We start from the raw sequence: 22,572 nt of genomic DNA on the forward strand, positions 1-22,572 counted from the left end.
TACTCTATTTACACATTGGGAAGCCAAGCGCTTCACGGGCTGCATAGTAGGCTTCAGCGACGCCTTTTGCCATGGTGCGAACACGGAGAATATAGCGTTGGCGCTCGGTTACCGAAATTGCATGGCGCGCATCAAGAAGGTTGAATGCGTGAGACGCTTTCATTACTTGTTCGTATGCTGGCAGTGGTAGTGGCTTTTCTAAACCAAGTAGGTGTTGGCAAGCTTGTTCACAATCTTCAAATTGTTTAAATAGTACTTCAACATTGGCGTGTTCAAAGTTGTAGGTCGATTGCTCCACTTCGTTCTGGTGGAAGATATCGCCGTACATCACTTTGCCCATTGGCCCATCAGTCCACACAAGATCGTAAACGCTGTCAACTTCTTGAATGTACATAGCAAGACGCTCTAGACCATAAGTGATTTCACCTGTCACTGGGTTACACTCGAGGCCACCTACTTGCTGGAAGTAAGTAAACTGAGATACTTCCATGCCGTTTAGCCATACTTCCCAGCCAAGGCCCCAAGCACCTAGTGTTGGTGACTCCCAGTTGTCTTCTACAAAACGTACATCGTGTACATTCATATCGATACCCAAAGCTTCAAGTGAGCCTAGGTATAACTCTTGAATATTGTCTGGTGATGGCTTCAATACCACCTGGAATTGGTAGTAGTGTTGCAGGCGGTTAGGGTTGTCACCATAGCGGCCATCGGTTGGGCGACGAGAAGGCTGTACATAAGCACTGCTCATTGGCTCTGGGCCTAATGAACGTAAAAATGTCATCGGGTGGAATGTACCCGCACCGACTTCCATATCTAATGGTTGTACGATTGCGCAACCTTGCTGCGCCCAGTATTCCTGTAGGGTCATAATAAAGCCCTGGAATGTTTTTACGTCGTGTTTCGTCGTCATGTCCGCTTATCTACTGGTTAAGGCTAATATAGGAAAATGTTGTTGATTATACCTTGTAGATCCGCGCTTATGTAGGTTATTTTTTAGCGTACATAGCAAAATTACTAATGAGCACAGATTATGGATATTGAGCGCTGCAAGTGGTGTGGTGACGACCCTGTTTACCAGCAATACCATGATGAGGTTTGGGGGCGACCTGTATATGACTCGCAGGAGTTATTTGCCAAGCTGTGCCTTGATGGTCAGCAAGCGGGTTTATCCTGGATTACCATTTTAAAGAAGCAGGCTAATTACGAGCGTTTATTTGCTAACTTTGATGCCAAGGTTATTGCTACTTACGATGAAAACAAAGTAGAGCAGTTATTGCTAGATCCAGGTATTGTGCGTAACCGGCTTAAGGTTAATTCGATTATTCGCAATGCTAAGGCTTTACTTAAGTTTGAAGCCGAGGGTAATGACTTTAACGAATTCTTATGGGGCTTTGTTGGCGGACAACCTAAGATTAATAATTTCGCTTCTATGGAAGAGTTACCTGCGCAAACGCCTGAGTCTGAAGCTATGTCAAAGGCGCTTAAAAAGCTCGGGTTTAATTTTGTGGGCCCTACAATTTGCTATGCGTTTATGCAGGCCGTTGGCATGGTCAATGATCATACTCAGGATTGCTTTCTCTACGGCAAAGATTTAAATCCTAAATAATATTTATACTCGATCAACATTTGGTGCCTTGTAAAATAGAAAAGGGTGTTCCACGTGGAACACCCTTTTTTCCTTTTTATCGCACAACTCTAGATTCTAAATTAAAACCTAGAAGCTAAAGGTTTTGGCAAATTGGCTTACTTTTCGAAGAAGAATAGTTCGCGCTCGCGCTTATCGCCATTTAGCTGATTCATCGTTTCTGAGTCATAAAGCTTACCGTTCACCATTGTGTAGGTCACTTTATCTGTCACACGAATATCTTCTAGTGGGTTACCGTCAATCACGATTAGGTCCGCTAGCTTGCCTTGTGTGATAGAACCAAGCTGATGATCCATACCAAAGGTTTTCGCTGGGTTGATAGTGGCTGTTTTAAGCACTTCCATATTGCTCATGCCGCCCTGGGCAAACATCCACATTTCCCAATGTGCTGCTAAACCTTCACGCTGACCATGAGCACCAATGTTGGCAATAATACCTTCTTCTTTTAGCTCATTAGCAACTCGAACTACGTTGAAGTGGTTATAGTGACCATCTGGCGCGGTAGTGCGACGCATTGAACGTGCGTTGAGCATGTCGCTTGGTACGTATTTACTTAGACGAGGATGAGCCCATACGTCTGTTTTGTCGTACCAGTAGTGTTCACCCGAAATACCGCCGTACGCTACAACTAGGGTTGGTGTGTAAGCAACTTCGGTTTGGCGCCACATTTGCTTGATGTCGCTATAAATAGCACCAACAGGTAGCGAATGTTCTAGCGTAGTATGACCGTCTGCAATCATTGTTAGGTTGTGCTGAAGCAGACTGCCGCCTTCTGGCACTACCATCATTTCAAGCTCGCGTGCAGCTTGAATGACTTGTTGGCGTTGATTACGACGTGGTTGGTTGTAACTCTTAACGCTAAATGCACCCACTTTCTTGAGGCGTTCAAGATGGAACTTAGCATCATCAAGTGAATCTACGTGTGAGGTATAGCCTGGAGCGTTTGCACCGTACAAGATGGTACCTGTAGAGAAGATGCGTGGCCCTGCAATATTGCCGGCTTTTTGCTGCTCAGAAGCAGCGAAGATTTCAGTCGTATCGTTTGATGGGTCATGGATCGATGTAACACCTAGTGATAAGCCTGAATAAAGCATCCAGTTTTGCTGTGGGATGATTTCATCGTCTGCTTGGCCGCCGTGAGCATGAGCATCGAATAAACCTGGCATAATTGACTTGCCTGAAATATCGATAACCTGGGCACCGTTTGGTACTTCAGTATTTGCGTCGCCGACAACTGCAATCTTGTTGTCTTTAACTATCACTACACCATTTTCGATGACTTTGTCGTTGTCCATGGTGATGACATTGCCACCAACAAAAGCAACTGTTCCACGTGGAACATCTGCATCAGCTTTAAAGCCAATATCAGTTATCTTAGGCTCAACTTCAGTTTCGGTTTTAGCATACTTGGTATCAATATCAGCTTGATAAAGCTCAGGGCCAAGCGTCCAGTAAAGCGAGTCACTGTCACCATTCCAACTAATGCTTTCACCTGCGCGTACACTTAACTGAGTAACAGGTAGGTTGTTGGCTTTCGGGCCAATATTGATGGTTTCACCATGCTTAGCGAATGGCGTTACATATACACGGAAACGCTCCGCAAATGCCAGGTGTTCACCATCTGGCGAAACCCTAAACTCAGTTGCATGTCTGCTGGTGTAGTGAGTACGCATTTCATGACCATTAAGGCCTATCGAAGATAGTTCTGGTGTTTCACCATGATCCATAAAGTAGACGCGCTCATTGCTGGCTCCAAACTGAGGTTGGTAACCATAAGGCGTGATGAACTCATTGCGTTTACCTTTTACGTCGACCTTATATAAACCAGGCTCTTGTGACCAGGTTCTTGGCGTAACATATCCGCCGCGTGCCTTGCGATAGACGATCGTCTTGCCATCAGGTGAGAAGGTCGCTTCTACATATTTACCCGGCTCTTGGGTGAGCTTTTTGCTCTTGCCACCGCGTGCACTAACAATACGCACGCTACCTTGATCTTGGTCATTCCAGGTGGTAAAGACGATTTTCTTGCCGTCACGTGACCATTGTGGGAATAGCTCATTAACGTTATCGCTGAGACGGGTTAAGCGCTTTTGCTTACCGTCTTTAATATCGCGGATCCAAAGTTTACCCAGCGCTTCGAATACTACTTTTTCGCCGTTAGGAGATACCTGCGCCATACGCAGCATCTTAACGTCAAATTCATCTTGATCGAGGTTTTGGGTGAAGCGAACCGATGGTTGCACATCTAACTGAGTCTTCACCGCGAATGGAATATCTGTTACCGTTTTATCTTCAACGTTTAAGCGGTTGATTTTACCGCCGGCCCAAAACACAATATCTTCGTTATCTTGAGTCCAGGACATAGTCGGGTAAACCCCGTGAATAGCCCAGGTCTCTTGCATGTCACGGTCTAACTTATCGTAGAGCTTCGTTTGTTCACCTGACTTTAAGTCAAGCAGGTATAAGGTTGATTGGAAGCCGTCACGTTTAATGTAAGCAAGCTTCTCACCATCAGGACTTGGCGTAGGGCGAATCGCGCCACCAGTGCCTTGAACCAGCACTTTAATATCGCCGGTTTGGGTATCGTAGCGTTTGATCTTGTAGATACCTTTGACCGAGTCCTTTGAGTAGTGGAAGGTTTTACCGGGTGTCGCATCTTGGCTAAAGTAAATGTACCGACCGTCTGGCGAGTAGGCTGGTTCGCCTAAGTCTTTCTGATCATTAGGACGCTCGGTTAACTTAACGCCTTCACCACCAGCAACATGATACATCCACACTTCGCCAGCACCGAGTGAGCGGCTAGCGGTAAAGTGCTTACGCGCAACAAGATATTGCGAATCAGGGCTCCATGCAGGGCTGTTTAGTAGTCTAAAGGTCTCTTTAGTGACAGCTCTTTGATTGCTACCGTCGGCATCCATTACCCAAATGTTGTCGCCACCGTCCTCGTCAGATGTAAAGGCGATGTACTTACCGTCAGGGCTGTACACAGGTTGCATTTGCCAGGCTATACCTGTAACTAATGGCTTGGCTTCACCACCTGAAATTGGCATCTGGTAAATATCGCCTAGTAGGTCGAATACGATATTTTTGCCATCTGGTGAAACGCTTACGTTCATCCAGGTGCCTTCGGTGACATTGATATCAATCTTGCTTAAAGGTGCTTGTGCCGGGGCGTTAACTTGCCAGCCAGTCTTTTCTTCCTCGGCTGTAACATTGGCAGCTAAACCAAGTGACAGCGCCACAGCTGTATATATAGGGGTTAGTTTTCGAGTAAACATGCTGTTTCCATTATTGTTGGTTGTATTGGAATTCGCGGTGTGAGCCATTGCAGCTCATGTGGATCAGCTTGAAGTTATCTCACAAACCTTGGTTAAACGGTAGCCTTTTTCTGTTTCTTTTTATGACAGTATGTAGGTGTGATTCGTACGTTTGAATTGACAGATTTGACCTGAGGAATATCCGTTAGCTGGTGATAAAAAAGCCCAGCAATATAGTGCTGGGCTGTAGAGTTAGTTATAACAGCTCATAAGGAGCGTGAGCCTATAGGATGCTGACGGTATCCTTAATGCAAATTTCACCAGCATTGACTACCTTAGCAGTAACACCGCCACGCCATTCGGGTGTTAAGGCAGCCTCCAAGCCAGCTACGGCTTGTTCCATTTTAGCGCAAGGGTCAGTCTCGCCAGTAATTTCAAGCTGTAACTGGGCGCCGATACGAACTGTTTTACCTACATCGGCAGCACTAAATTGGTAGCCATCAACTAATAGATTGGCACGACGTGTAAGCCAATTGAGGTCTTGTGCTATTTCACTGCAGGCTTGCTGCCATTGAGCTGAAGATAAAAGGGTAACTTGGCGTTTGCCTGGGCGACCAAATATATCATTGGCGACGCCACTCTCAAGCGTGACTTTTACAGAGTCAAGCTCGTGCATTGGCCCACGCTTTTTATCTTTGTATGCAATCCCTGTCAGTGTTGGCATGTTAAAGTCCTTTTTTCAAAAGATAGCGATAAGGTGTCTCGCTGGTTTCGCTTGATACCAGTGTATGATCCATAAATTCACAAAAGCTAGGAATGTCGCGGGTGGTTGCTGGGTCATCGGCAATGATCAATAGGGTTTCACCGTCAGCCATTTTTCTCACGGTTTTACGGATCATCATTACCGGTTCAGGGCAACGTAAACCCAAGGCGTCGAGTTGATGGTTAGCTTGCTCAAATGTGTCAGACATGCGAATACTTCTTGTGAACTAAATTGGGTTAATTTTACGCCTGCCTTTATTGGATGCCAAGTTCAGTATTAGCTAATGTGATATTGATTGATTTTTGGCGTTAGCAGTAATTTTGAATCGAAAATAAATTTTCATGAAACATGTTCCACGTGGAACATTAGTCAAAGCAGAAAAATTAAAAAACAAATAAAAAAGGGCTCATAGAGCCCTTTTTATAAAATGTAAATTGAGATTTACTTTTTAGCTGGTCAATTCCAAGCTTCGCCGAGTGAGTTGCTTAGTTGTCGACGCGCTCAAATACAGTTGCAATACCTTGACCTAAACCAATACACATAGTTGCAAGACCTAGCTTAGCACCTTTGTCTTCCATCAAGTTGATTAGCGTTGTCGAGATACGTGTACCAGAACAGCCTAGTGGGTGACCAAGTGCAATTGCACCACCGTTAAGGTTAACTTTCTCGTCAACCACATCCATTAATCCAAGGTCTTTCACACATGGTAATGACTGTGCTGCGAATGCTTCGTTAAGCTCAATTACGTCCATATCTTCAATGGTTAAGCCTGCGCGAGCCAATGCTTTTTGTGTTGCAGGAACAGGGCCGTAACCCATAATAGCAGCATCGCAACCTGCAACAGCCATAGAGCGGATACGAGCACGGATTGGCAGGCCAAGCTCGCGTGCTTTTTCTTCTTCCATGACTAACATGGCTGATGCGCCGTCAGATAGCGCAGAAGAAGTACCTGCTGTTACTGTACCGTTTGCTGGGTCAAATACCGGACGCAAACCAGATAACGACTCCATTGAAGTTTCTGGGCGGATAACCTCATCGTGCTCAACTTTGATAAGCGCACCGTTTTCGTCGTGACCTTCAACCGCGACGATTTCTTTGGCGAAGCGACCTTCAACTGTGGCTGCGTGAGCGCGTTGATGAGAGCGTACTGCAAACTCATCCTGTTGCTCGCGGCTAATGCCGTGCAGCTTACCTAGCATTTCTGCAGTTAAGCCCATCATGCCTGAAGCTTTAGCTACATTGTTTGCAAGACCTGGGTGGAAGTCGACACCATGGTTCATAGGTACGTGACCCATATGCTCAACACCACCAACAATGAAGGTGTCACCTTGGCCAGTCATAATTGCGCGCGTTGCTTGGTGCAATGCATCCATAGATGAGCCACAAAGTCGGTTAACCGTTACCGCGCCTGCCGTTTTAGGGATGCCAGCTAGTAGTGCAGCGTTACGAGCAATATTAAAGCCTTGCTCTAGGGTTTGTTGTACACAACCCCAAATAACATCTTCAATGCCATTTGGGTCTAGTTGTGGGTTACGTGAAAGCAGGGCTTTCATTAACTCGGCAGACAAGGTTTCTGCGCGAACATTTCTAAATACTCCAGCCTTAGAGCGGCCCATTGGAGTACGAATACAATCTACGATTACAGCGTGTTTCATGATGATAATCCTTTAGGCTAAATTAGGCTGAGTAGTAGCTACCGTTGCTTGCGGCTAAGTCGCGCATCGCTGGTGTTACTTGGTAAAGACCACCTAGGTGGGCGTACTTGTCGGCGAGTGCCACAAAGTTTGCCACGCCCATGGTATCTAGGTAACGGAATACACCACCACGGAATGGTGGGAAGCCAATACCATAAACTAAGCCCATGTCACCTTCAGCTGGTGAAGCAATGATGCCTTCTTCTAAACAGCGAACCGTTTCAATCACCATAGGGATCATGCAGCGAGCGATGATTTCATCTGCATCGAAGTCTTTTGTCGCGCCATACTGATTTGCCAATAGCTCGTAGCTAGTTGGGTCGATGTCTTTTTTCGGTTTACCACGACGGTCGACAGAGTACTGGTAGAAACCAATCTTGTTCTTCTGACCAAAGCGCTCATTTTCGAACATAATGTCGATAGCATCTTTACCGTTTTTGCCCATGCGATCTGGGAAACCTTCAGCCATTACCGCTTGTGCGTGATGGCCAGTATCTAGACCAACAACATCAAGTAGATAAGCAGGGCCCATTGGCCAGCCGAATTGTTTTTCCATCACTTTGTCGATTTTGGCAAAGTCTGCGCCATCTGCTAGTAAGCCACTGAAACCTGCGAAGTAAGGGAACAATACACGGTTAACAAAGAAGCCTGGGCAATCGTTTACCACAATTGGGGTTTTACCCATCTTACTTGCGTAAGCAACAACCGAAGCGATGGTTTCTTCAGAGGTATTTTCACCACGGATTACTTCTACTAATGGCATTTTGTGCACTGGGTTAAAGAAGTGCATACCACAGAAACGCTCAGGCTTATTAAGGCTCTTAGCAAGTAGATTGATTGAAATTGTCGAGGTGTTTGAAGTGATAATCGCATCTTCAGCAACTTGTTGCTCAACTTCAGCAAGTACAGTCGCTTTAACTTTTGGATGCTCAACAACGGCTTCTACTACTACGTCAGCATCTTTAACAGGTGCATAGTCTAGTGCAGGTGTGATGTTGTTGAGTACCTTAGCCATTTTAGCTGGGGTCGAGCGGCCGCGTTTAACTTGCGCTTCAAGTAGCTTGGCAGCTTCACCTAAACCTAAATCCAACGCAGGCTGAGCGATGTCTTTCATCACAATTGGCGTGCCTTTGCTTGCACTTTGGTAAGCGATACCGCCGCCCATAATACCCGCGCCCAGTACAGCTGCACTGTTAACATCTTTAGCTGTTTTAGCTGCTTTTTTCGCTTTACCTTTAACTACTTGGTCGTTTAAGAAGATACCAATTAGCGCAGTAGCCACTTCAGTTTTGGCAAGTTTTAGGAAGGCGCGGTTTTCAATTTTTAGCGCTTCTGCGCGTGAGTGTGTCGCAGCTTGCTCAATCACCTCTACTGCAGCCATAGGTGCTGGGTAGTGCTTACCCGCAACTTTAAATACCATGCCTTTTGCCGTGGTGAACGACATCATGGCTTCAAGCTTAGGCAGGTTTAGTGGGCTAAGTTTGCGCTGGCGACGCGCTTGCCAGTCAAGCTTGCCTGCTAAGGCGTCTTTTAGCATTTGAATAGCGCTTGCTTCAAGTGCTTCTGGGGCAACGACTGCGTCGATTGCACCTACTGCTAATGCTGCTTGTGGCTTTTGTGGTTTACCGGTTGTGATCCACTCAAGTGCGTTGTCTGCGCCAATAACACGTGGTAGACGCACTGTGCCACCAAAGCCTGGGATAAGACCAAGTTTAGTTTCTGGTAATCCAATGCTTGCTGTCGTGTCTGCAACACGAAAATCTGTCGCAAGGATGGTTTCGCAACCACCGCCTAAAGCAAAACCGTTTACTGCTGAAACTGTTGGGAAAGGCAGGTCTTCTAGTTTATCGAATACTGCACTTGCTTGTTCAACCCAGGTCAGTAGGGTTGCTTCATCCTGTTGAAACAATCCTAAGAATTCGGTGATGTCTGCACCCACGATAAAGGTGCTTTTTGCTGATGTCAGTACTAATGCTTTAACGTCTGACTGTTGCATGAGGCTGTCTAATGCAGCGTCAAGTGAGGCGAGAGTTTCCCTGTCGAACTTGTTAACCGAGCCCGGTGCATCAAAGCACAGCTTGGCAATATTATCTTCGAGTAACTCAACCTGAATGGTAGGGCTTTGGTAGATCATTGCTTGCTTCCTTATTGCTTAAAGCGACTTCCACATCTATTTTGCCGTGTAGTTATCAAGCTTGTTTTACAGCTAAGATAGGTCATCTGTTGACCAGTTGTTCCACAGTGTGCTTCTAAACGAGAAAAATTACAACACCCAATTTAAACGATCGTTTAATAATTTTGTAAAGCTAAGTTTATTTGCGGTTTGTGATAGACTTTGCATGGGATTAACACCAAAGGGCATTAGACCCTAAAGGATTAAAAATGGATCAATTAGCTCACCTTTATCATGACCATATTAGCGAGCTTAACCGCCGCGTTGCTGATGTTTGCCAGCGAGAAAATATAGCCGGACTGATTATTCACTCAGGGCAGTATCATCGTCAGTTTTTGGATGATATGGATTATCCATTTAAAGTTAACCCACATTTTAAGGCTTGGTTGCCGCTGTTAGACAATCCAAACAGTTGGCTGGTAGTTAACGGCCAAGACAAGCCAACACTTATTTACTATCGTCCAGAAGATTTTTGGCACAAGGTGAATGATGTGCCGCAAACCTTTTGGACTGAGCATTTCGATATCAAGCTGCTGACCAAAGCTGACCGCGTAGCTGAGTTATTGCCTAAGCAAATCACTGACTGGGCATATATTGGTGAGCATTTGGATGTAGCTGATGTGCTTGGGTTTAGCTCGCGCAACCCAGACGCAGTACTTAACTATTTGCACTATCACCGCGCTGATAAGACGCAGTATGAGCTTGAGTGTTTACGCCGAGCGAATCAGATTGCGGTAAAAGGGCACTTAGCGGCTAAGCAGGCGTTTTATAATGGTGCTAGCGAGTTTGAAATTCAGCAGCAGTATTTATCTGAAATTGGTCAGGGTGAGAATGAAGTGCCTTACGGTAACATTATCGCCTTAAATCAAAATGCAGCGATTTTGCATTACACCGCACTTGAGCATCAAAGCCCTGATTCGCGTTATTCATTTTTGATTGATGCCGGTGCTAACTACCATGGTTATGCAGCAGACATTACTCGCACATACGCCTTTGGCAAGAGCCGTTTTTACGAGCTGATTGTTGCCATGGATAAATTACAGCTTGAGATTATCGACATGATGAAGCCTGGGGTTAAGTATGTCGATTTACATGTTGAGACGCACGTTAAACTGGCGCAATTACTCAATGAATTTGGCATTACCACAGGTAGCGTAGAAAGCGCGTTGGACTTAGGGATCACCAAAGCGATTTTCCCGCACGGGTTAGGTCACATGCTTGGCTTGCAAGTGCATGACATGGGCGGTTTTGCCCATGATGAACGTGGTACTCACATCGCCGCGCCAGAAGAACACCCATTCTTACGCTGCACTCGCATGTTAGCGGCAAATCAGGTGCTCACCATTGAGCCAGGCTTGTATGTGATTGATAGCCTGCTAAACAAGTTATCTGATGCTGCTAAGGCAAGTATTAACTGGCAGTTAATTGATGAGCTTAGACCTTACGGTGGCATCCGTATTGAAGATAACGTTATCGTCCATCATGACCGTAATGAGAACATGACTAGAGAGCAAGGTTTAGTTGACTGAAGAGTTTTTAATTCCCGCCGAGGAAGTTGAATTTGAAGAAGAGATAAAGCACAGCCGCTTTATCTCTTTTGTGTTTCATTGTGATAGCGAACAAAAGCTGAAGTTAGTACTTACTCGCGTTAAGCAGCAGTATCCTGGGGCAAGTCATTACTGTTATGCGTTTGTCGCTGACGACCCGAGTAACCTGGTTGCTATCGGTTCGTCCGATGATGGCGAGCCAGCTGGCAGCGCTGGTAGGCCTATGCTTGCCTGCTTGCAAGGGGCTAACATTGGTGAAATTGGCGCAGTTGTGGTGCGCTATTTTGGCGGCACTAAACTAGGTGTTGGCGGTTTGGTACGTGCGTATAGTTCAGGTATCAAGAAGGTCATTCCTGAGTTAAAAACTCAGCTTAAAACCCGCCGTTATCCAGTTAAGTTAACTTGTGATTATGCCCAGCTTAATGATGTCGAGTACGTTATCACTCAATGTGAAGGCGTGATTATTGATAAGCAGTTTGCCGAGTCGGTGACGGTTGAGTTTGAGTTAGCCAAAGCCTGGCAACAAAAGTTTAATGCACTTTTAGCGACGCAAACCCAAGGGGCGTTACAAGTTAAGTTTACAGCTTGATGTGTAAGTGCCAAAATGTGAGTTCTTTATAAAAATGTAAGCTCGCCGTAATTGAGCTTCTTGTTTTCCAAGGCATTTTGGATTTTGAACCAGCATGCAATATAAAACCATTATCCGTATCACTGGCCTGTTAATGGGCTTGTTTTCTATGACTATGCTACCACCAGCATTAGTGGCAGTGATATACAAAGACGGTGGTGGTACCGCATTTATTCAAGCATTTAGCGTCAGCTTGTTCCTTGGTTTCTTACTTTGGTATCCCAACCGCAAACAAAAAGGCGACCTACGTACTCGTGAGGGATTCCTTATTGTGGTGTTGTTCTGGACGGTACTGGGCTCAATTGGTTCCTTACCTTTTATTTTTTCAACCGAGCCAAATTTAAGTTGGACCGATAGCTTTTTCGAGTCATTTTCGGCGCTAACCACAACCGGTGCTACTGTGATTACCGGGCTTGACCATCTCCCTAAAGCGATTTTGTTTTACCGCCACCTACTGCAGTGGATGGGCGGCATGGGTATCATTGTACTTGCGGTCGCAATTTTGCCGCTGTTAGGTATTGGTGGTATGCAGCTTTATAAAGCTGAGGTACCAGGGCCGGTAAAAGACAGCAAGATGACCCCAAGGATTGCCGAAACAGCCAAGGCGCTGTGGTATATCTATTTAATGCTAACAGTGGCTTGTGCTAGTGCTTTTTACTTTGCAGGCATGGATGTGTTTGATGCCATCTGTCATTCATTTTCTACCATTGCCATTGGCGGCTTTTCGACCCATGACGCAAGCTTAGGCTATTTTGAAAGCCCGCTTATCAACGTGATTTGTGCGGTGTTCTTATTAATTGCTGCGGTGAACTTTAGTCTGCACTTTGCAGCGTTTTCTCGTCGTGGAATTAACTTTAAAGTGTACTTTAAAGACGCTGAGTTTAAGGCCTTGATTGCGGTGCAACTAGTGCTTACCGCGGTATGTTTTGCCACGCTTTATAATGCCGGTATTTATGACAGTGCTGAACAAACACTGGATTATGCTTTCTTCCAAGTGGTGTCTATTTCAACCACCGCGGGTTTTGGTACTGAGAGCTTCTCGTCGTGGCCGCTTTACTTACCAGTACTGCTGATTTTTTCAAGCTTCATTGGTGGCTGCGCCGGTTCAACTGGTGGCGGTATGAAGGTGATCAGGCTTATTTTACTGTTCTTGCAAGGCTCGCGTGAATTGAAGCGTTTGGTGCACCCTAAAGCCTTGTACTCGATTAAGATTGGCTCTACTGCGCTGCCAGATAGAATTATTGATGCGGTTTGGGGCTTCTTTTCGGCTTATGCTCTGGTATTTGTGGTGTGTATGGTGATTTTAATGGCGATGGATATGGATCCAACCACAGCCTTTAGTGCAACTGCCGCGAGTCTTAACAACCTAGGCCCAGGCTTGGGCGAGGTGGCAGACAACTATGCTTCAATTACTGATGGTGCTAAATGGGTATTGATTGTCGCTATGCTATTTGGCCGTTTAGAAGTGTTCACCTTGCTGGTGTTATTCACGCCGACTTTCTGGAAAAACTAGCCAGTATTTAAGCGAGTCCCCAAACTAAAAAAGCAGCTTTGAGCTGCTTTTTTTATGGGTACTAGCTGAGGGGGCTGGTGCTGACTCGTGTTGGCTAACCTGAGTTCAGTTCAGGTTAACTAAGCACAGTAGCGCTTGTGTAGAATGGATATCACCTCAGTCACCTGCTGATTTTTGAGCTGATAGTAAACCACTTGCGAGCTTTTGCGAGTACTCACCAAGTCTTGCTGTCTTAATACTGCTAAATGTTGTGATAATGCCGACTGGCTCAATGGCACAGTTTCGTTTAGCTCTGTCACGCTCAGTTCATTATCTAACAGCAAACATAAGATCATTAACCGGTAAGGGTTCGCAATGGCTTTTAGCCACTTCGCTGCTGTTTCTGCGTTGGTCAACATAGACTCGACATCGATTTCGCCTTGCACAGTCAGCTTCTCCAAGTAATTTAGCAATGTATTTATAATACGTTTGGGCTATTCATATCTCAATTATTAACAATAAATATATGAGCTAGCATAGGTTCTGTTGATCTTTCGAGGTTGATTTTGCAGCTGCTTGTTGGAAATTTATACAAGGCAGTGGTTTTGCGATGTGGTAATTCACATAAAAAGCCACTAACGCAGTAGAAATGACAACAAGCGCTGCCTGTAAGGTTCGGCTAAAAACGCTTTTCTCTTTGTTGTGAGCAACTTGTTTAGTGGACTAAACTGCATCGCTCACGCCGCGATTAAAGCGTTTTTTCCTCGAACAAAATCTTACCTGCAAAGATTAACAGAACCTAATTTTGTGATCCTTAATGACGCATTGGTTGGTGTTTTTTGTCACACTGGCGACAGATTTAAGCTTAGGTGATAGCAATGGCAAACATTTTAGTTATTTATTACTCACGTGGTGGGCATACCGCGCAGATCAGTCGCGCAATCGCGCAGCAAATTACTGCCGGCGAGCATCAGTGCGACGTGATTAATTTAGTCGAGCATAAAGGTGAAATTAACTGGCAGCAATATGATGCGGTAGCACTAGGCGCATGTGTTTTGTATGGCTCATACCATAAGTCTGTATTTGAGTTTTGCCGTCGCCACCACGAGCAATTAGCGAGTTTGCCGAATAGCTTCTTCTGTGTGAATGTGGTTGCCCGCAAACCAGAAAAGCGCATTCCTGAGAACAATAAATACCTGCAAAAATTTATTGAACTGTCAGATTGGAAACCACAGGATGTGAAGATCATTGCTGGTAAAGTTGATTACCCATCGTGGACCTGGTACGACAGCTTAGCCATTAAGCTGATCATGAAAATGACCGATGGCCCAACTGATAGTAAAGCAGTGATTGATTACACTGATTGGGACGATGTGAAGCTATACGCTGATCATATTTGTCAGCTGACAAAGGCATAATTTCAGGAATTGTCGAGTCAACAAGGGCGCTAATCAGCGCCCTTGGTGTTTTTGGGTATGATAAAAGTGATTGCTTGTATCTAAAAGAAGAAAGCGCTTGGTTGGAATAGCTTTTCAACATCAGTAATGTATTTCTTGTGAACCAAGAATAGGATCACGTGGTCACCTTGTTCAATCACGGTTTTATCGTGACCCATTAGCACTTCATCATTACGCACAATCGCGCCGATAGTTGTCCCTGGTGGCAGCTTGATATCGCTAATGCGCTTGCCAACCACTTTTGAGGTGTTTTCATCACCGTGGGCAATTGCCTCAATGGCTTCGGCTACACCGCGGCGCAAAGAGTATACATTGCAGATATCACCCTGACGGATGTGAGTCAGTAAGGCTGAAATGGTTGCTTGTTGCGGTGACACCGCAATATCAATATTGGCCTCTTGCACAATATCGACATAGGCTTCGCGCTGGATCAGCACCATGACTTTTTTAGCGCCCATACGTTTAGCTAGCAGCGCCGACATAATGTTGGCTTCATCGTCATTGGTTACTGCTATGAATACATCGGTTTGGCTAATGCCTTCTTCAATAAGTAGCTCTTGATCTGAGGCATCACCATTGAATACTGTGGTTTTGGTGAGTTTCTCGCTGAGCATGTCAGCACGCTCTTTTTTATGTTCGATCAACTTAACTGAATGTTGCCTTTGTAGCTGCTCTGCAAGACCAAAACCGATATTACCGCCACCGGCAATCATGATATTGCGGTACGAGTTATCCAGCTTTTGCATTTCACTCATTACTGCGCGAATGTGGCGGCTGTCAGCCAAGAAGAACACCTCATCATCTGCCTCGATAATGGTGGTGCCACGAGGCATGATGTGTTTACCTTGGCGGTAAATTGCTGCAACCCGGGTATCAATATTCGGCATGTGTTCGCGCAGAGTTGCTAATGCATTACCAACCAGCGGGCCACCATAATAAGCTTTTACTGCTACCAAGCTTAGCTTACCGTCGGCAAACTCAAGTACTTGCAGTGCGCCAGGGTAGTCAACCAAGCGTTTAATGTAAGTGGTGACTAACTGCTCTGGGGCAATCAGCTCATCGATAATAAAGCCGCCACGAGGCTTGGCATCGCCTTGTTTGACTTCACTGTCGATAAACAGTTTGTCCTGCATTTGCAGGTACGGCTCAGAGCGGATACGGGCAATCTTAGTTGGTGTGCCATAGAGACTGTAGGCAATTTGGCAGGCCGCCATATTACACTCATCGCTATTGGTTACCGCGATCAGCATATCGGCATCTTCGGCGCCAGCTTGCTTGAGTACATTTGGGTGGGCGCCGTGGCCTGCGACAACACGCAAATCAAACTTATCTTGCAGGATATTAAGTGTCGCGCGGTCGCTATCTACCAAGGTGATATCGTTGTTCTCACCCACTAGATTTTCGGCGAGTGTGCCACCAACTTGTCCTGCACCTAAGATAATAATTTTCATTGCGTATCCATCACCTTATTGGCTTTTATTGTTATGCGCTCTTGGTCAGCTTGGCGTAATAAAAGCCATCCATATTATTTTGCCCAGGCAAGATTTGCCAACCGATATCATCACTACTGTCTTGCTGAACGATGGGCTCAAGTTTGGCATCAGGAGTGCGGGCAAGGAAGTCAGTTACTTGATCACGGTTTTCCTGCGGCAGGATAGAACAGGTGGCATAGAGCAGGGTGCCACCTGGTTTTAGCCACAGCCAGCAGTGATCAAAAATTTGTTTTTGCAGCTTGGCTAGCTCTTCAATGTCGTTACTTTTACGCAGCCATTTAATGTCTGGGTGACGACGGATAACACCGGTAGCTGAACAAGGCGCGTCTAGCAAAATGCGGTCAAACTTACCGCCTGTCCACCAGCTATCAATATTGGCCGCATCGCCATGAATGACATTGGCGTTAAGCTTGAGTCTATCTAGATTCTGCTGCACTCGCTCAAGGCGTTTGGCATCAAAATCTACTGCTGTGAGCTCAATACTCGGTTCAAGCTCAAGCAGATGACAGCTTTTACCGCCAGGAGCTGCACATGCATCAAGAATGATTTCATATGCTTGTGGCGCGAGTAGGGTAGCGGCCCATTGGGCCGCACCATCTTGTACTGATGCAGCGCCAGTATCAAACTCAGGTAGCTGAGTTACGTCAGTTGGACTTGCTAGTAAGATGGCATCATCGCAACTGCCGCTACTTGCTTCAATTTGCTGCTCAGTCAGTTTGGCTAAGTAGCTGTCACGACTTTGTTGCTGTTGATTGTTTCGCAGCCACATTGGCGGGCGTTGATGGCTTTGCTCAATAACCTGCTGCCATTGCTGTGGGTATGCTTGCTGCAAGCGTTTAACTAACCAGGCGGGTGTGTTGAACTTGAGGGTGTCAGACGCTTCGCTTAAAGGCGCTTTTTGGCGCTCAATATTGCGCAGTACGCCATTAACCACTTTCACTAGGCCGTTAAACTTTAATTGCCGGCAGGCTTCTGCTGTTTCACCAACAGCAGCGTGGGCAGGAATGCGGGTGAAATACAGCTGATAGCAACCTACCAGTAATAGTTGGTGAATAATGCGCTGCTTACCTTTGAACTGTTTACTTAGGCAATCGCTAACGCATTTATCTAATTGAGGTAGCTGGCGCATAACGCCATAGCAGATTTCCGCAAGTAGGCCTTTATCTTTGCCGTTGGCTAGGTGCTTTTGTTGCTCTGGTAGGGCAACTGATAACGAGATGCCTCGTTCAAGCACATCAAAAATCGCTTTAGCGGCCAATGCACGAACGTTCATTATTGAGCAGCCTCTATGCTGAGTTGAGTGCCTGCTGCAAACCAGTCTGCGCGTGAGTTAAGTACATCGGCTGCACTTAGCGGTTTTTTGTTTGGTAGCTGCAAGGTCTCAATAACGAGAGCATTCTCGCCTGTGGCAACCACTATGCCTGATTTGTCTGCGCGAATGATGGTACCTGGCTTTGCTGCTGATTCTAGCTGCTCAACTTTGGCTTGCCATACTTTAATCGTTTGCTCGTTGTGGCTAAAGTGACTTGCTGGCCAAGGGTTGAATGCACGAACTTCTTGCCAAAGTTGAGTGGCTGCTTTGCTCCAATCTAGCTTGGCTTCTTCTTTCGACAGCTTTTCTGCGTAATTAGCTTGCGACTCGTCTTGTTTCTCGGCGCTCAGAGTACCTGCGCTTAATCCTGCAAGAGCTTCAACAAGGGCTTGTGGGCCTTGCTCAGCAAGCTTTTCATATAAGGTTGCCGAAGTGTCACTGTCTTCAATTGGCAGGTGAGTTTTTAGCAGCATATCACCGGTATCTAGGCCGATATCCATTTGCATAATGGTGACGCCAGTCGCTTTATCGCCCGCCCATAACGCGCGCTGAATTGGCGCTGCGCCGCGCCAGCGAGGCAAAATTGAACCGTGGACATTAATGCAACCTAAACGCGGTGTATCGAGTACTACTTGAGGCAAGATAAGGCCATAAGCCACTACGACCATGATGTCTGCATCAATAGCCGCAAGTTCGGCTTGCGCCTCTTCATTACGCAAAGACTTAGGTTGATAAACCGCAATATCATGTTCAACTGCCAACGACTTAACTGGGCTTGCCGTCAGTTTCTTGCCTCGCCCGGCTGGTCTATCAGGTTGGGTATAAACCCCAACAACCTGATGTTCAGAGTCTAGAAGGGCTTGTAAATGTCTCGCGGCAAAGTCAGGTGTGCCGGCAAAAATGATTTTTAGCGGTTTCAATGTGTGTCCTATGCGTTTTTAGCGGCTAGTCGAGCTTCTTTTTCAAGTTTGGTTTTGATGCGCTGGCGCTTTAATGGCGACAGGTAGTCAACAAACAGTTTGCCTTGAAGGTGATCCATTTCGTGTTGAATACAAATCGCAAAAAGATCATCTGCTTCAATAGTATACTCGTCACCATTGCGGTCTTGAGCCTTAAGGGTTACCTTTTCGGCGCGGTCAACTTTGGCGTAGATGCCTGGCACTGAAAGGCAACCTTCCTCATTGGTAAAATCACCGCTACTGGCAACGATTTCTGGATTGATAATCACATTTGGGCGCTCAACATCGTCTTGTAGATCCATCACAATCAGTTGTTGATGGAAGTCCACCTGAGTGCCCGCAAGGCCAATGCCTTTTTCTTCGTACATGGTTTCAAGCATGCTGTCGATTTGGGTTTGTAATGCTGGGCCGAAATCTGTCACAGGCTTAGCAATGGTTCGTAATCTTTCGTCTGGAAAGCGTAATACTTTTAGTAATGGCATATTTAAACTCTTAACAAGTCTGTCAAATTTCAGCCAGTTAGCTATACTGGCAGATGCAAATAGGGTAATTTTAATCCTAACGGACTATCAATAACAGCAAAAAGCGCTTTTTAGGCTTAATAACATGGACCTCTGCATGAGACGTTTACTATTTCTCGCATTTTTGGCATTAAATATTACTCAAGTTAATGCTGACACGCTGACATTAAAAGCGGGTCATCCTGATACTTATGTTGTCAAAAAAGGCGACACCCTATGGGATATTTCTGGCTACTTTCTTAACGACCCTTGGCGCTGGCCAAAGTTGTGGGGCGTTAATCCACAAATTGCCAACCCTCACCTAATTTACCCAGGCGATCGCCTAACGTTAGTCTTTATTGATGGCGAGCCGCGCCTTGTTGTTAAAAAACACGTGAAAAAGAATGTTGAAGGGCGTATTTCTCCAAAAGGCGGCGCAATTCCCGCGGTGGATTTATCGCTTATTCATCAGTATTTGAATCAAAATCGTGTTGTTGAGCAGCAGTGGCTCGATGGTCTACCTATGGTGCTAAGTGGTGAGAATCCTTCTCGTCATCACCTTATGGATAATATCGTTTATATCAATGCCAATATGCCAAAAGGTCAGAAAGTGTTGATTTATGAGCCAGCGCGTGAGTTTACTGAGGCAGAATCAGGCGAACCCCTAGGACGTGAGATTATTGTCTCTGCGAGTGGCCGTGTGGTTGAGTCCGGTGATGTTTCAAAAGTTCAGTTGCTGAGTAACTTGCGCGAAACTAAAGTTGGCTTCAAAGTGGCACGCGTAGAGGATGAAGCGCTTTTACCTGCCTACTTTATGCCGCAAGCGGCTGAAACTGAAGGTGCGCGTGTGTTGGCGACAGTTGGTAGTGTACGAGAAGCTGGCAAGCTAGATGTAGTTTATTTAGATAAAGGAAGCGTTGACGGCGTTCGCCCTGGTCATGTGTTCTCTATGTACCGTGACGGTGAAGAAATCATTATCGACAATGATGGTATGCCTGTTCGCGTGGTTGATCGTTCATCGTATGAAAAAGTGCTGGCTCACTTCTCTGAAGATAGCGTGACCAAAATGCCTGATATTTTCCATGGTAACTTAATGGTGTTTAAAGTGTTCGACCGCACCGCAATGGGCTTGATTATGTATAATCAACGTCCTGTGCGTGTAGGCGATAAGTTAATGGAGCCTGTTGAGATTAAACTAAAGGCGGACTAGATATCTGACAAACTGGTCGACTGGCTGGTTGTTTACGCAGTTTCTGGGCTAGGACCCGCTCGGATTAAGCAATTATTAACTCACATGGATGTTGAGGAGCTAAGGCAAAGGTTGGAGTTTGAAAAGCAAACACTGCCTTTACCTAGTTCCAGCATTGAAAAACTCCATATTGATCATCAGCGCGTTGAGCAGGCGTTAGAGTGGCAAGCCGCGGCTGATGATCACTATATTCTCTCCCGATCAGACCCTCTTTATCCTGCTTTACTGGCAGAAATCCCTGATCCTCCACCCATACTATTTGTTAAAGGTGGTGCTCATAGTTTAGTTATTCCAAGTGTGGCGATAGTTGGAAGTCGCAATGCGTCACCAGCTGGACTTGAGATCGCAAGAACGCTGGCAGCTGAGTTGGCAAATCAGGGCTTTGCTGTTACCAGTGGTTTGGCGTTAGGTATTGATGCTGCCGCTCATCAAGGCGCGATTAATTCAAGCGGGAAAACCATTGCCGTGTTAGGCACAGGTATCGACACCATATATCCCAAGCGTCATCGTAATTTATATCAGCAAGTACGAGAGTCTGGTTGCTTGGTTAGCGAGTTCTGGCCTGATGTCGGCCCATTTGCCGGTAACTTCCCTAAGCGTAATCGCATTGTCAGTGGTCTATCTTTGGGGGTGACAGTTGTCGAGGCTGCGCTGCGAAGTGGCTCGCTTATAACTGCCAGGCTTGCCATGGAGCAAAACCGGGAAGTGTTTGCTGTACCAGGCTCGGTATTAAGTGGTCATTACCAGGGTTGTCACCAGCTTATTCAAAATGGGGCAAAACTTGTCGAAAAATCGGCCGATATAATAGAAGAGTTGCAGAGTTTATCGCATTTCCACCTTGAACAATTACAACAACGTCACCATATAGAGCCCATGAGTAATTGTAATTTGCCATTTCCTCCCCTGTTAGCTAGTGTAGGATATGAGACAACGACATTAGACCAAGTCGTTGAGCATAGTGGGCAACCATTAGATCTGGTGTTAGTACAAATGCTTGAGCTTGAATTACAAGGGTGGGTTACAGCGGTAGCCGGTGGTTACGTCAGATTAAAGAGGAGCTAGCCATGTTTGATATCCTCATGTACTTATTTGAAAACTATGTTCATAGTGAAGTCGAGCTTTTGGTTGACGAAGATGAACTAACCAAAGAGTTGACCAAAGCAGGTTTTCATCAGGTAGATATTTTAAAAGCACTTGCCTGGCTTGAGCATCTCGCAAACTTGCAAGAAGGCGATCAGCCTTACCTTTGCAACCATGACCAACAGTCTTTCCGTATTTATACCAAAGATGAAATGGTCAAGTTAGATGTTGCTTGCCGAGGTTTTCTATTATTTTTAGAGCAAATCAAGGTGCTTAACGTCGAGTTGCGTGAAATGGTGATTGACCGTGTTATGGAGCTAGATGAGCCTAATTTGGTATTAGAAGATCTCAAATGGGTGGTATTGATGGTATTATTCAATGTGCCCGGTAATGAGTCTGCGTATGAGCAAATGGAAGATCTCATCTTCGAGCAACCCGATGGTAGGTTGCATTCGTAGCGGTATAAATTGAAGGAGGCTTAGCCTCCTTTTTTGATCGCCATAAGAGGTTGACTGTCGATGTCGAAAATTGATTCACAACTGTTTACTGTTCACGAGCATGCGCTTGAGAAAGAGTTTGAGCTTTGCCCAGAGTGTGGCTGCGAGCTGTCGGTTAAGCACAGTAAACATGGTAGCTTTGTTGGTTGTAATAACTACCCAACCTGCGACTATACTCGACCATTAGTGCATCATGAAGCGATAGAGTCGCAGGTAATAACAGGCTCTCAATGCCCTGAATGTGGTAGTGAATTAGCTGTAAAATCAGGCCGCTTTGGTATTTTTATTGGCTGTACTAATTATCCAGAATGTCACCATATCGAAAAGCACGACCAGCAACAGCAACAGCAGCAGGCTGAAATCACTTGCCCACATTGCAAAACGGGTCACATGGAATCGCGCACCAGCCGCTATGGCAAAACCTTTTATTCCTGCAGTGCTTATCCTAAGTGCAAATTTATTGTAAATTACCCGCCAGTGGCGCAAAGTTGCCCAGACTGTGGCTTTGGGATTTTAGTCGAGCGTAAAACGGCAAGTGGTCACCGCTTAGAGTGCCCACAGAAAAGTTGTAAATATAAGTTCGCGCTCTAGCAATTGCTCAGCAAGATTTAAGTTTGCTTTGTTAGGCTTTGCCGCTATCAGATACTCAACATAAAAGTGTCAGGAGTCAGAATGTGACTCGGATTAGCGTAACCGCATGATTTATTGATTATCGACCAAGCTCTACGGGTAAACGAACTTTGAGAGGGTGCAAGACGCTGTAAAATCACCCCCAAGGCTAAGTTAGGGGCTTCACTTTAGCATCCCTGCTAAAGAGGCTTGCTTC

General features: G+C 45.7%; 20 protein-coding genes. 9 read left to right on the forward strand and 11 right to left on the reverse strand.

Annotated features, from left to right (window positions below):
* Positions 1–4 precede the first annotated feature (4 nt).
* Positions 5–910: a glycine--tRNA ligase subunit alpha gene (gene glyQ, locus EXU30_RS10395; RefSeq protein WP_130599802.1), complete on the reverse strand. Its 906-nt coding sequence runs from the start codon at positions 908–910 to the stop codon at positions 5–7.
* A gap of 120 nt (positions 911–1,030) precedes the next feature.
* Between glyQ and EXU30_RS10400 the strand changes: the two genes are divergently transcribed.
* Complete coding sequence (locus tag EXU30_RS10400) at positions 1,031–1,606, forward strand: DNA-3-methyladenine glycosylase I (RefSeq protein WP_130599804.1); 576 nt, start codon at positions 1,031–1,033, stop codon at positions 1,604–1,606.
* 137 nt (positions 1,607–1,743) lie between these two features.
* Here EXU30_RS10400 and EXU30_RS10405 read toward each other — a convergent pair whose 3' ends face one another.
* The 5 genes from EXU30_RS10405 to fadB form a co-directional block, all read right to left on the reverse strand.
* Positions 1,744–4,923 carry an amidohydrolase family protein gene (locus EXU30_RS10405; protein WP_130599806.1) on the reverse strand — a complete coding sequence of 1,060 codons (3,180 nt, stop codon included), beginning with the start codon at positions 4,921–4,923 and terminating at the stop codon, positions 1,744–1,746.
* Positions 4,924–5,185: 262 nt separating this feature from the next.
* Complete coding sequence (locus EXU30_RS10410; RefSeq protein WP_130599808.1) at positions 5,186–5,626, reverse strand: MOSC domain-containing protein; 441 nt, start codon at positions 5,624–5,626, stop codon at positions 5,186–5,188.
* A gap of 1 nt (position 5,627) precedes the next feature.
* Entirely contained in the window at positions 5,628–5,873 is a 246-nt protein-coding gene (tusA, locus tag EXU30_RS10415; RefSeq protein ID WP_130599810.1) for a sulfurtransferase TusA, read from the reverse strand.
* 277 nt (positions 5,874–6,150) lie between these two features.
* A complete protein-coding gene (gene fadA / locus EXU30_RS10420; protein ID WP_130599812.1) occupies positions 6,151–7,320 on the reverse strand; it encodes an acetyl-CoA C-acyltransferase FadA in 1,170 nt (389 codons plus the stop codon).
* A gap of 22 nt (positions 7,321–7,342) precedes the next feature.
* Positions 7,343–9,493 (reverse strand): fatty acid oxidation complex subunit alpha FadB, encoded by a 2,151-nt coding sequence (fadB, locus tag EXU30_RS10425; protein ID WP_130599814.1) that lies wholly within the window; start codon positions 9,491–9,493, stop codon positions 7,343–7,345.
* Positions 9,494–9,741: 248 nt separating this feature from the next.
* On the opposite strand from fadB, the gene pepQ reads away from it, so the two are divergent.
* The 3 genes from pepQ to EXU30_RS10440 all read left to right on the forward strand — a co-directional run bounded on the left by pepQ (position 9,742) and on the right by EXU30_RS10440 (position 13,220).
* Positions 9,742–11,061, forward strand: a complete 1,320-nt coding sequence (gene pepQ, locus EXU30_RS10430) for a Xaa-Pro dipeptidase (RefSeq protein WP_130599816.1) — start codon at positions 9,742–9,744, stop codon at positions 11,059–11,061.
* Complete coding sequence (locus EXU30_RS10435; protein WP_130599818.1) at positions 11,054–11,668, forward strand: YigZ family protein; 615 nt, start codon at positions 11,054–11,056, stop codon at positions 11,666–11,668. Before pepQ ends, EXU30_RS10435 begins: the two co-directional genes overlap by 8 nt.
* Positions 11,669–11,762: 94 nt before the next feature.
* A complete protein-coding gene (locus tag EXU30_RS10440; RefSeq protein ID WP_130599821.1) occupies positions 11,763–13,220 on the forward strand; it encodes a TrkH family potassium uptake protein in 1,458 nt (485 codons plus the stop codon).
* 119 nt (positions 13,221–13,339) lie between these two features.
* Here the strand turns inward: EXU30_RS10440 and EXU30_RS10445 are convergent, their stop codons facing one another.
* Positions 13,340–13,645, reverse strand: a complete 306-nt coding sequence (locus EXU30_RS10445) for an ArsR/SmtB family transcription factor (RefSeq protein ID WP_130599823.1) — start codon at positions 13,643–13,645, stop codon at positions 13,340–13,342.
* A gap of 432 nt (positions 13,646–14,077) precedes the next feature.
* Between EXU30_RS10445 and hemG the strand changes: the two genes are divergently transcribed.
* On the forward strand, positions 14,078–14,617 hold the full coding sequence (gene hemG / locus EXU30_RS10455; protein ID WP_130599825.1) for a menaquinone-dependent protoporphyrinogen IX dehydrogenase: 540 nt from the start codon (positions 14,078–14,080) through the stop codon (positions 14,615–14,617).
* 80 nt (positions 14,618–14,697) lie between these two features.
* Here hemG and trkA read toward each other — a convergent pair whose 3' ends face one another.
* The 4 genes from trkA to def are packed head-to-tail and all read right to left on the reverse strand — an operon-like array spanning position 14,698 to position 18,902.
* The gene (gene trkA, locus EXU30_RS10460) at positions 14,698–16,107 is read right to left on the reverse strand and encodes a Trk system potassium transporter TrkA (RefSeq protein WP_130599827.1); all 1,410 of its coding nucleotides are present in this window, start codon (positions 16,105–16,107) and stop codon (positions 14,698–14,700) included.
* Between the two features lie 31 nt (positions 16,108–16,138).
* Positions 16,139–17,422 (reverse strand): 16S rRNA (cytosine(967)-C(5))-methyltransferase RsmB, encoded by a 1,284-nt coding sequence (gene rsmB, locus EXU30_RS10465; RefSeq protein ID WP_130599829.1) that lies wholly within the window; start codon positions 17,420–17,422, stop codon positions 16,139–16,141.
* Positions 17,422–18,381 carry a methionyl-tRNA formyltransferase gene (gene fmt, locus EXU30_RS10470; RefSeq protein ID WP_130599831.1) on the reverse strand — a complete coding sequence of 320 codons (960 nt, stop codon included), beginning with the start codon at positions 18,379–18,381 and terminating at the stop codon, positions 17,422–17,424. The genes rsmB and fmt overlap by 1 nt, the downstream gene beginning before the upstream one ends.
* Positions 18,382–18,389: 8 nt before the next feature.
* Positions 18,390–18,902 (reverse strand): peptide deformylase, encoded by a 513-nt coding sequence (gene def, locus EXU30_RS10475; RefSeq protein WP_130599833.1) that lies wholly within the window; start codon positions 18,900–18,902, stop codon positions 18,390–18,392.
* Between the two features lie 124 nt (positions 18,903–19,026).
* Between def and EXU30_RS10480 the strand changes: the two genes are divergently transcribed.
* The 4 genes from EXU30_RS10480 to EXU30_RS10495 all read left to right on the forward strand — a co-directional run bounded on the left by EXU30_RS10480 (position 19,027) and on the right by EXU30_RS10495 (position 22,337).
* Positions 19,027–20,130: a LysM peptidoglycan-binding domain-containing protein gene (locus EXU30_RS10480; RefSeq protein ID WP_130599835.1), complete on the forward strand. Its 1,104-nt coding sequence runs from the start codon at positions 19,027–19,029 to the stop codon at positions 20,128–20,130.
* 84 nt (positions 20,131–20,214) lie between these two features.
* On the forward strand, positions 20,215–21,231 hold the full coding sequence (dprA, locus tag EXU30_RS10485) for a DNA-processing protein DprA (RefSeq protein ID WP_130599838.1): 1,017 nt from the start codon (positions 20,215–20,217) through the stop codon (positions 21,229–21,231).
* Between the two features lie 2 nt (positions 21,232–21,233).
* Positions 21,234–21,707, forward strand: a complete 474-nt coding sequence (locus EXU30_RS10490) for a DUF494 family protein (protein WP_130599840.1) — start codon at positions 21,234–21,236, stop codon at positions 21,705–21,707.
* 60 nt (positions 21,708–21,767) lie between these two features.
* Positions 21,768–22,337: a DNA topoisomerase family protein gene (locus tag EXU30_RS10495; protein WP_130599842.1), complete on the forward strand. Its 570-nt coding sequence runs from the start codon at positions 21,768–21,770 to the stop codon at positions 22,335–22,337.
* The last annotated feature ends 235 nt before the right edge of the window (positions 22,338–22,572 follow it).

The sequence above is a fragment of the Shewanella maritima genome (genome assembly GCF_004295345.1).
In the GTDB taxonomy this organism is placed as follows: Bacteria; Pseudomonadota; Gammaproteobacteria; order Enterobacterales; family Shewanellaceae; genus Shewanella; species Shewanella maritima.

What these genes read in the sequence shown, in the direction of transcription:
- fadB (WP_130599814.1), bottom strand. Translation starts at nt 9,493, where the DNA reads ATGATCTACCAAAGCCCTACCATTCAGGTTGAGTTACTCGAAGATAAT.
- fadA (WP_130599812.1), bottom strand. Translation starts at nt 7,320, where the DNA reads ATGAAACACGCTGTAATCGTAGATTGTATTCGTACTCCAATGGGCCGC.
- EXU30_RS10405 (WP_130599806.1), bottom strand. Translation starts at nt 4,923, where the DNA reads ATGTTTACTCGAAAACTAACCCCTATATATACAGCTGTGGCGCTGTCA.
- EXU30_RS10490 (WP_130599840.1), top strand. Translation starts at nt 21,234, where the DNA reads ATGTTTGATATCCTCATGTACTTATTTGAAAACTATGTTCATAGTGAA.
- glyQ (WP_130599802.1), bottom strand. Translation starts at nt 910, where the DNA reads ATGACGACGAAACACGACGTAAAAACATTCCAGGGCTTTATTATGACC.
- trkA (WP_130599827.1), bottom strand. Translation starts at nt 16,107, where the DNA reads ATGAAAATTATTATCTTAGGTGCAGGACAAGTTGGTGGCACACTCGCC.
- def (WP_130599833.1), bottom strand. Translation starts at nt 18,902, where the DNA reads ATGCCATTACTAAAAGTATTACGCTTTCCAGACGAAAGATTACGAACC.
- rsmB (WP_130599829.1), bottom strand. Translation starts at nt 17,422, where the DNA reads ATGAACGTTCGTGCATTGGCCGCTAAAGCGATTTTTGATGTGCTTGAA.
- tusA (WP_130599810.1), bottom strand. Translation starts at nt 5,873, where the DNA reads ATGTCTGACACATTTGAGCAAGCTAACCATCAACTCGACGCCTTGGGT.
- EXU30_RS10480 (WP_130599835.1), top strand. Translation starts at nt 19,027, where the DNA reads ATGGACCTCTGCATGAGACGTTTACTATTTCTCGCATTTTTGGCATTA.
- pepQ (WP_130599816.1), top strand. Translation starts at nt 9,742, where the DNA reads ATGGATCAATTAGCTCACCTTTATCATGACCATATTAGCGAGCTTAAC.
- dprA (WP_130599838.1), top strand. Translation starts at nt 20,215, where the DNA reads ATGGATGTTGAGGAGCTAAGGCAAAGGTTGGAGTTTGAAAAGCAAACA.
- EXU30_RS10410 (WP_130599808.1), bottom strand. Translation starts at nt 5,626, where the DNA reads ATGCCAACACTGACAGGGATTGCATACAAAGATAAAAAGCGTGGGCCA.
- hemG (WP_130599825.1), top strand. Translation starts at nt 14,078, where the DNA reads ATGGCAAACATTTTAGTTATTTATTACTCACGTGGTGGGCATACCGCG.
- EXU30_RS10495 (WP_130599842.1), top strand. Translation starts at nt 21,768, where the DNA reads ATGTCGAAAATTGATTCACAACTGTTTACTGTTCACGAGCATGCGCTT.
- EXU30_RS10400 (WP_130599804.1), top strand. Translation starts at nt 1,031, where the DNA reads ATGGATATTGAGCGCTGCAAGTGGTGTGGTGACGACCCTGTTTACCAG.
- EXU30_RS10440 (WP_130599821.1), top strand. Translation starts at nt 11,763, where the DNA reads ATGCAATATAAAACCATTATCCGTATCACTGGCCTGTTAATGGGCTTG.